Raw genomic sequence first — 2,089 nt, forward strand, 5'->3', positions numbered from 1 at the left:
TGGCGTCCGTTGGGGTCCGGCCTCAGCAATCGACCCAGCCGTTGGGCCTCCTCCTGCCGAGAACCGAAAGTACCGGAGACCTGGACCGCCACGGTGGCTGAGGGCAGGTCCACGGAGAAGTTGGCCACCTTGGAGACCACCAACACCTGTAATTCACCGGCCCGGAATTGGTCATACAGGGCCTGGCGCCGTTTGGCGGGAGTCTTGCCGGTCAGTACGGGGGCATTCAATGCCTCTCCGAGTTCCTCCAGCTGTTCCACAAACTGCCCGATCACCAGTGCTTGCTCCCCAGGGTGTTGGTGCAGGATCCGGCGGACCACCCCGGTTTTCAAGGGGGAGGATGCTGCCAGGCGGTAGCGGTCGATGTCCTCAGCGGTGGCGTAGACCAGACGGTCGGATTCGGGCAGGTCCACGCGGACCTCCACGCATTCAGCCGGGGCGATCCACCCCTGGTTCTCCATGTCCTTCCAGGAGGCCTCATAGCGCTTGGGGCCGATCAGGGAGAAGACCTCACCTTCCTTGCCGTCCTCCCGCACCAAGGTGGCCGTCAACCCCAACCGGCGCCGAGCCTGGATGTCAGCCGTACGCCGGAACACGGGTGCCGGCAGCAGATGAACCTCGTCGTAGATGATCAGCCCCCAGTCCTGCCCGTCCAGCAGTTCCAGGTGGGGCCAGAACTCGCTCCGGCGGGTGGCCAGCATCTGATAGGTGGCGATGGTGATAGGGCGGACCTCCTTGGAGCGGGAGGTGTATTCGCCGACTTCGTCTTCCGTCAGGGAGGTCCGGGCCAGCAGCTCATCATGCCACTGCCGGGCGGCCACGGCGGAAGTGCACAGGATCAGCGCTGTGGTGGAGGAGGCAGCCACGACGGCTGCGCCCACCATGGTCTTGCCCGCGCCGCATGGCAGCACCACAGTTCCGGTGCCGGTGGCCCAGAAGGCGTCTGCGGCAGCCTGCTGGTAGGGGCGCAGTGCCCAGGGTTGCCCCGTTCGCTGGTCCGTGTCTGACAATGCCACCGGGTGAGGCGTGCCGTCCACGTAACCGGCTCGGTCCTCTGCCGGCCACCCCAGTTCGAGCAGCTGTTGTTTGAGTTCACCGCGGGCGTGTCCGTGGACCACGGTGGTGCGGGGATCTATGCGGGGTCCCAGCAGCGGTTGGACCTTTTTGGCGCGGGAGATCTCCTCATACACGGGGGTGTCATCACAACGCAGCACCAGCCCGTGGATCGGATCTTTTTCCAGGACCAACATCCCCCAGCGGGTCATGGTTTGGTCAATGTCCACCAGCAGGGCGTGAGGAACGGGGTAGCGCGAATACTCCAACACGGTGTTGATCACGGATTCGGCATCAACCCCTGCGGCCCGGGCGTTCCAGAGCCCCAAGGGCGTGAGCCGGTAGGTGTGGATGTGTTCCGGTGCCCGTTCCAGTTCGGCAAACACCGCCAGCTCACGGCGGGCGGCCTCCGCCTGCGGGTGGTCCACTTCCAGCAGAACGGTGCGGTCCGACTGCACCACCATGGGTCCATCAGTCATCCGTGCTCTCCTGTTCAGTCCGCGCCAGGCAAGTGGCCACCGTACGCAGATGGTCGGGGTCCAACACCTCGGCCGCTGGTGCTGCCGGGGTGAACAGCATGAGCAGCTGCCCTAGGTCGCCGGTGATGTCTGTGACCGGTGTGCGGGCGGTGGTGCTGCCCAGCGTTGGCTGGACGCCGGCCCGAACAGCTGCGCTCAGAAGTGCTGCCCGCAATGGGTCACGCTTCAGCGGAGCACGGCGTGAAGTCCCCGGGGTGTTGAGAATCAGGACCTCCGGGCTGGGGCGCAGGATCTGGTAGCGGTCCAACTCCGGGGCGTGGGCCAAAGCTTCCACCAGGTCGGCGCGTCCGGTGACCACCTGTTGGGCGTCTTGGATCCGTAGTGCGCCGTGTGTTCGCAGTGCCTCATCCACCAGGTGCACCAGAGACTGCGGGATCACCCCGCCCAGTCGGTGTTCCAAAAGCTGGGTGAGGGCGGCGGCGTCGTACCCGTGCTCCAACGCGCGCTGCAGGGAGGTGACGCTGAAGCGGAAGGTGTCTGCCGCGCCGCGTCCCTCA

At 65.9% G+C, this 2,089-nt stretch carries 2 protein-coding genes; both read right to left on the minus strand.

All coding sequences use genetic code 11. The features are described from left to right. Positions 1-1,532, minus strand: a 1,532-nt coding sequence (locus L979_RS12740; RefSeq protein ID WP_047692586.1) for a DNA repair helicase XPB, incomplete at its 3' end; no start/stop codon positions are given. Then, positions 1,525-2,089, minus strand: a 565-nt coding sequence (locus L979_RS12745) for a helicase-associated domain-containing protein (RefSeq protein ID WP_047692587.1), incomplete at its 5' end; no start/stop codon positions are given. The genes L979_RS12745 and L979_RS12740, both read right to left, overlap by 8 nt.

Source organism: Kocuria sp. ZOR0020 (genome assembly GCF_000800955.1).
Lineage (GTDB): Bacteria > Actinomycetota > Actinomycetes > Actinomycetales > Micrococcaceae > Kocuria > Kocuria subflava.